We start from the raw sequence: 6740 nt of genomic DNA, 5'->3' as shown, positions 1-6740 counted from the left end.
TTGCTGACGTGCTTGTTGATGGATCAGTTGTTGGTCTGAGATGTCTGCGGCCTGACTGCCTGAGATCAGGCTACAAAAAACCGCAAACCCCCAAATACTGCTTTTCATTGTATTTTCATCCCACAATTTCGAAGCAATATTAACCACCCATTGCACTTAGTGATCAATGTTTGTGGTTGATAATCAACTGAGCAACTAAATTGGGGGTTGATTAAATAAGATAATAACAAAAACAAGGTGTTATATTTTTATACAAAAAATAAACCAATGTTATTAAAATGTTACGAATCATATAAAAAACACATTAATATTAATCATTTAATAATTAATGGTAATAATTTCAAAATAGTTTTGTTTTTGTTTATTTTTGTGATGAACATCACGTAATTTAATTTTTTTGTGTAAAAAGACACCGAAAAGACTCTGACTTTTGTTATCCCTGTAACGCAGCCGCTGACGGATAATTCGGATTATCAAGGATGTGAACTGCCTCTTGGTGCTAGCCGTTTCAATGGAATGGAATTTTGGCGATAGGGGAAAAGGGTTTATCCGGATAAATTTAGGTTGCCCTCGTCAGTACCTTGAAAAGGTGATCACCGGTTTAATTCAGTTAAGATCATAAAATAAAAATACAATATTAATCGGCATCCGATAATGGCGAGATAATCAGGAGTTAAAACAATGACTTTTAATAACAGTTTAAAACCTGATCTCATAAAGTTATCAATGAAAAACGAGAAATAAAAATTGGTTTTATTGATCTTATACACCCCTAAAAAAAGGATAAATAATAATATAAACAGGTTAATCAGGTAATATATTTACCAAAACGAGCTGACTTTAATAACGCTTTCAACCAAAAATACACTTTGTCATAAACCAATTAAATCATCACCCTCGAAAAACTCGGTATGGGAAAACACCGTAAAAATGGGTTTTAGATGACAAAACAACAGCATTAATCCAATAACAAGGATATGAGATTATATCAAAACATTTAACAGGATTAACCACATTAAGCAAACTTTCTCAAATAAACGATTTTGCATGGCTGTAAAAATTTTACGTAAAATCAGAAACAATCATTAAAGAAAGCCGATAATCCTTTGAGTTAAATAGATTAGCAACGAAAAGAGAATAAAAAAATTTTATTTAGTCGCGTTAAAAATAATTAAAAAAAACAGGTATTAATCTTAATATTATTCGCATACCTGTTACCTTCTCTGGTTTTAAATATAGAAAATTAAGTACAGAAAAAGGGAAAACGAAAAAACTCAGTATCAGTTTAATGAAAATGGTAAAGTTAACTATGGATTAAAAAATGGGAAAAACCATTATATTTAAAAAAACTGCTCAGTGAAAACCATTAATTAAATGAGAATCGTTTTACTCGCGACTGTAATTTAAACTGGCTTTTCATTATTTTAACTCGCCAATAGCATAGCTCTTCTACGGTTTGATTAAACCTTTCCTTTTTTTATACCTTTATGGTTATTTAACGCTAAAATCAATTTATATCGTTATTTTCCACACTATTTTTTCTCCCTGTTAAATAACCTTTCATAATAGTGCATTATGTAAAGTGACCTACAATTTTGAATTCTTATTTAACGCTTAAATATCACGAAGTATTGAAAGGATGAAATTATCAAAAAACAGTGTTTGATTGCTTTTTTACACAAACTCAGTGCCCAATACGAGAATGGACACATGTTTATATCATTCCAGCGCGGTTATGTGGAATACAAGATCCAGGCGGTAGGCATTCAGGTTAAATATGTTAACCCGGCTTACAGCAGTAAAACCTGTTCCCGCTGCGATTGTATCGGTAGACGTAACAAACATCGTTTAGAATGTCCTCACTGCGGTCTCCACACGCACTTAGCTGTTCCATACTTCAGTGCAAGCTCGATAAATGCCCGCGCCGCAGCCGTCTGGTACGCTCCTTTTCGCTGCATGAGAACCGCCGTTCTTTGCAGCAGTGAGGGGGTTAGAACAATCGAAACCAATTCCTCCCGGTCACTGGCAATCTTTGCCGGCAGCAACGTGGCAAGGCCTGTATGTCGGATGATCTCAATGACAGCACTCAGCGAATTGGCCTCCATCAAAACGCGGGGACGAATGTCGTTCTGCCTGCAATAACGATCGATCTGCTTCCGTGTAGCGAACTCGGACGTGAGGAGAACCAGAGACTCGTTGTTCAGGGCTTTCAGACTCATCGTTCGACACTTTGCAAGGGGATGGCCCTTACAGACAACCAGCGCTAACGTCTCCACCAAAAGTCGTTGTGCGTAGATGTCAGGCGAGTGGATCTCATCAAACGCAACCCCGACATCGAGTTCATCATCGACCAGAAGCTCTTCAATGCGCTCCTGCGACATCTCCCGAACCGTCAACGTGACGTTGGGATAGAGATTGTGGAACGACTCGACCAAGGGGCCGATAAGGTAAGTCGTGAACGTCGGCGTAACAGCAACGCGCAGAGAACCGCGACTCAGGTCACCAACATCGTGGATCGCCCGCTTTCCTTCCTCCAAGTCCTGCAATGCCCGTCGTGCGTAGCGGAAATAGACCTCGCCAGCATCCGTCAACCGTGTGGTACGTCCGGTCCGATCAAACAACTGCGCCCCAAGGGTTTCCTCGAGCTGCTTAATCTGCTGGGACAGTGCCGGCTGAGACACATGCAAGGCTGTAGCGGCACGCGTGAAGCTGTGGTGCTCAGCCACAGCAAGAAAGTAGTTGATATGTCGTAAAAGCATGTGGATCTCCATAAGGAATGCCTATGGGGTGCATAATAAATCAGTCTGTTACCTTATGGATATCCAGAAGTAATCTTCAATCAACCGATTCGTTACACGACACAGAAGATCAACCATGAAAGACATCCTCGAAGGCTTTCTGAAATTCCAGCGCGAAGCTTTTCCAAAGCACGCTGAACTGTTCAAGGACCTGGCAACCCAGCAGAACCCACGCGCACTATTCATCTCCTGCTCCGATAGTTGCCTAGTACCAGAGTTAGTGACCCAACGCGAGCCTGGCGATCTGTTCGTGATCCGCAATGCAGGAAACATTGTTCCGTCGTACAGCCCGGAGCCAGGTGGTGTATCTGCCTCCGTTGAATACGCGGTCGCCGCACTGCGTGTCTCGGACATCGTGATTTGCGGCCATTCCGACTGTGGCGCGATGACCGCTATTGCGGCCTGCAAGTGCATGGATCATATGCCGGCAGTTGGCTGCGCTATGCGGATTCCGCTCGCATTGTCAACGAAGCACGCAACCACAAGAACCAGCACGATCATGTCGAGTCTATGGTGCGCGAGAACGTGATTGCACAGCTCTCGAACATCCAGACGCATCCCTCCGTTCGCCTAGCGCTCGAAGAGGGATGCGTCGCCCTGCACGGTTGGATCTACGATATCGAAAGCGGGTGCATCAATGCGTATGACGGTGCCACCAGCAAGTTTGTCTCGCTCGCGAACAACCCTGAAGTCCGCGCCAATCCCATCCAGCTCCTTACAGCTGTTTGACCTTCAACTTCCAATATAAAAGAGGTATCACTATGATCCAGTCTCAAACCAGCAAGAACGCCCGTCATGCCCTGTCGGAAGTCATTCTCATTGCCAAAGCCAAGAAGGATCTCTGCTTCGCCCAGATCACCGAAGGCACTGGCCTGAACGAGGCTTTCGTCACTGCGGCGCTGCTCGGTCAGCACGCGCTACCGGCTGACGCTGCCAAGGTGGTAGGTAACAAGCTGGCCCTCGACGCCGACGCCGTGGCACTTCTACAAACCGTCCCGCTACGCGGCTGCATTGAGGATAGCGTGCCGACCGACCCAACCATGTACCGCTTCTACGAGATGCTACAGGTCTACGGCACCACTCTAAAAGTCCTGATTCACGAGAAGTTCGGTGACAGTATCATCAGTGCCATCAACTTCAAGCTGGACTTGAAGAAGGTCGAAGATCCGGAAGGCGGATCGCGCGCCGTGATCACCCTGGACGGCAAGTATCTGCCGACCAAGCCGTTCTAACCCGCTGGCTGTTGCCAGAAATCATTGCCCGTCACCGCAATCGGGTAACCTTGGCAATGAGTAACGCGGCGTGGTCATTGGTGGCTCGTTCCATCGCGAACTCTCGGAGTCGGCAACCACGCCTTGGTTCAATCTATTTCCAATGAGGTTTTTCCCATGAATTTTGTAAAACGCACTATCGACCTTGCGATGAAAAATGTAGAGGAAGGGGGCCGGCCGTTCGCCACCGTGATCGTACGTGACGGCAACATCATCGCTGAAAGCCCGAACCTGGTAGCGCAGACCAGCGATCCGACCGCACACGCGGAAATCCTGGCCGTACGGGAAGCGTGCAAGAAGCTCGGGACCGAGCACCTGACCGACTGCGATATCTACATTCTCGCCAGCCCCTGCCCTATGTGCCTAGGCTCGCTCTACTACTGTAGTCCGAAACAGGTCATCTACATCACCACACGCGAAGACTACGCACCATTCTACAAGGATGATCGCAAGTACTTCGAGCTGGATACGTTCTACGCAGAGTACGCGAAGCCCATCGAGGAACGCCGCCTGCCCATGATCCAGAAGAAGGACGAAAGCGCTATCAAGGTGTACCAACGCTGGCAAAAGCTGAACAAGAAGTGATTCTCGAGCTTCTGGTCGGGGTAGAACGAACCGAGACATCCAGAATTTGAGATAGACATGGCGAATAGTCAATGCGGAGTGATTGGGTAGGTCTACATCAACTCAACCCTCAATAATGTTCTGCATATTAATATGCTCGCGCATCAGGTTCAGTGGGAGAGAAGCTATAAAACGCGATATTTAGTCTTCACCGGTTTTTAACTCATCAACCAAGAGAGTCTGTGTAAACAGATTCTCTCTTTTTTTGTCCGTTGCTATTTTTAAACAAAACTCAGGCTATTAACTACATATCACATTTTTCCTGAATAAATCCGCATCTTGCCGTACAATTCCTCCTTTCCCATCTTATTTATTTAATTACCGGAAGAACGAATGGACAGACGATTTGTTCAATCCCATAAAGAAGCACGCTGGGCTGTGTTCCTGACACTTGCTTATCTCATTGGCTGGCTGATAACAGCCTATTTACCCAGTGATGCCCCGGGTGTCACGGGCTTACCTCGTTGGTTTGAAATGGCATGTCTGCTACTACCCGTAGTATTTATCATCCTCTGCTGGTTAATGGTGAAGTTTATTTTCAAAGAAGTCCCGCTGGAGGATGAGAATGCAAAGTGACGTTATCTTACCTCTGCTAGGCTATCTTGCGCTGGTATTTCTTCTGTCAATCTACGCTTACCGGCACCGCCAGAAAGGCACCTTCCTGACTGAGTATTTCCTGGGTAACCGTTCAATGGGCGGCTTTGTACTGGCAATGACTATTACCGCCACCTATATCAGTGCCAGCTCATTTATTGGCGGGCCAGGAGCAGCCTATAAATATGGTCTGGGATGGGTATTACTGTCGCTGATTCAGTTACCGGCAATATGGCTTTCCCTTGGTGTATTGGGTAAGAAATTTGCCATTCTTGCTCGTCGCTATAATGCCGTCACCCTCAATGACATGTTGTATGCCCGTTATGGCAGTCGTCTCCTAGTTTGGTTTGCCAGCCTGAGTCTTTTAGTCGCTTTTGTCGGCGCGATGACCGTTCAGTTTATTGGCGGTGCACGCCTGCTGGAAACTGCCGCAGGTATCCCTTATGGCACCGGATTAATGATTTTCGGTGTCTCTATCGCGCTCTATACCGCATTTGGCGGCTTCAGAGCGAGTGTCCTCAATGATGCCCTGCAAGGGCTGGTCATGCTGTTCGGCACCGTTTTGCTGTTGGTAGCGATTATCTATAAAACAGGTGGTCTGGCGGAAGCAGTCGCCACATTACGAACGATCAATCCTGAACTCGTTTCCCCACAAGGGGCGGACCATATCCTTAGCTGGCCTTTCATGGCATCATTCTGGGTATTGGTCTGTTTTGGTGTCATTGGGCTACCACATACCGCCGTTCGTTGTATCTCCTACCGCGATAGCAAAGCTGTCCATCGTGGAATTATCATCGGCACCATTGTCATGGCAATCCTCATGTTTGGTATGCACCTGGCAGGAGCCCTTGGCCGGGCAATTATTCCTGATCTGGCCATTCCCGATCAAGTCATCCCAACATTGATGATCACTGTCCTGCCTCCATTTGCAGCCGGAATTTTTCTGGCCGCACCGATGGCAGCAATTATGTCAACAATTAATGCACAACTGTTGCAATCTTCTGCAACAATCGTGAAAGATCTCTATCTAAACCTGTTTCCACAACAAATCGTACAGGAGAAAAAACTGGCCCGGATTTCCAGTTTCTCAACCCTGATTCTTGGTCTGTTACTACTTTTAGCGGCCTGGCACCCACCAGAGATGATTATCTGGTTGAATCTACTGGCTTTCGGTGGCTTACAGGCCGTATTCCTATGGCCATTAGTGCTGGGACTGTACTGGGAAAAAGCCAATGCATATGGCGCGGTCAGTTCGATGATTACAGGGGCAGCAAGTTACACTCTGCTCGCCAGTTCCGATGTTTATCTATTAGACTTCCATCCGATCGTACCATCACTGCTACTCAGCCTGCTGGCTTTCGGGATTGGTAATACCATCGGCCACCGGTTGCCACAATGGGTGGCCAAGGTTTATTAAGCGGGTCGTTTTAACCTATTTTTTAATTAAAGAGAA

The 6740-nt window shown here is 46.0% G+C and carries 5 protein-coding genes and 2 pseudogenes; 6 read left to right on the top strand and 1 reads right to left on the bottom strand.

Annotated features, from left to right (window positions below):
- Positions 1–1710: 1710 nt before the first annotated feature.
- Positions 1711–1821 (top strand): annotated as a pseudogene (locus tag ACGF63_RS16955) (zinc ribbon domain-containing protein); the annotation flags it as partial.
- 38 nt (positions 1822–1859) lie between these two features.
- On the opposite strand, the gene cynR reads toward ACGF63_RS16955, so the two are convergent.
- Positions 1860–2759, bottom strand: a complete 900-nt coding sequence (gene cynR / locus ACGF63_RS16950) for a transcriptional regulator CynR (protein WP_152962645.1) — start codon at positions 2757–2759, stop codon at positions 1860–1862.
- Between the two features lie 115 nt (positions 2760–2874).
- Here cynR and ACGF63_RS16945 point away from each other — a divergent pair.
- The 5 genes and pseudogenes from ACGF63_RS16945 (at position 2875) to panF (ending at position 6704) form a co-directional block, all read left to right on the top strand.
- Positions 2875–3527 (top strand): annotated as a pseudogene (locus tag ACGF63_RS16945) (carbonic anhydrase).
- A 32-nt stretch (positions 3528–3559) separates the two neighbouring features.
- The gene (gene cynS, locus ACGF63_RS16940; protein WP_152962646.1) at positions 3560–4030 is read left to right on the top strand and encodes a cyanase; all 471 of its coding nucleotides are present in this window, start codon (positions 3560–3562) and stop codon (positions 4028–4030) included.
- A gap of 156 nt (positions 4031–4186) precedes the next feature.
- Positions 4187–4654 carry a nucleoside deaminase gene (locus ACGF63_RS16935; RefSeq protein WP_387632200.1) on the top strand — a complete coding sequence of 156 codons (468 nt, stop codon included), beginning with the start codon at positions 4187–4189 and terminating at the stop codon, positions 4652–4654.
- Positions 4655–5026: 372 nt separating this feature from the next.
- Positions 5027–5269 (top strand): YhdT family protein, encoded by a 243-nt coding sequence (locus ACGF63_RS16930; RefSeq protein ID WP_036844437.1) that lies wholly within the window; start codon positions 5027–5029, stop codon positions 5267–5269.
- Positions 5259–6704: a sodium/pantothenate symporter gene (gene panF, locus ACGF63_RS16925; protein WP_152962648.1), complete on the top strand. Its 1446-nt coding sequence runs from the start codon at positions 5259–5261 to the stop codon at positions 6702–6704. Before ACGF63_RS16930 ends, panF begins: the two co-directional genes overlap by 11 nt.
- Positions 6705–6740: the final 36 nt, after the last annotated feature.

It is taken from the genome of Photorhabdus sp. RM322S (genome assembly GCF_042879395.1).
Taxonomy (GTDB): Bacteria; Pseudomonadota; Gammaproteobacteria; order Enterobacterales; family Enterobacteriaceae; genus Photorhabdus; species Photorhabdus khanii.
Note: the sequence above shows the minus strand (reverse complement) of the source record. Positions and strands in the feature narration are given on the sequence as shown.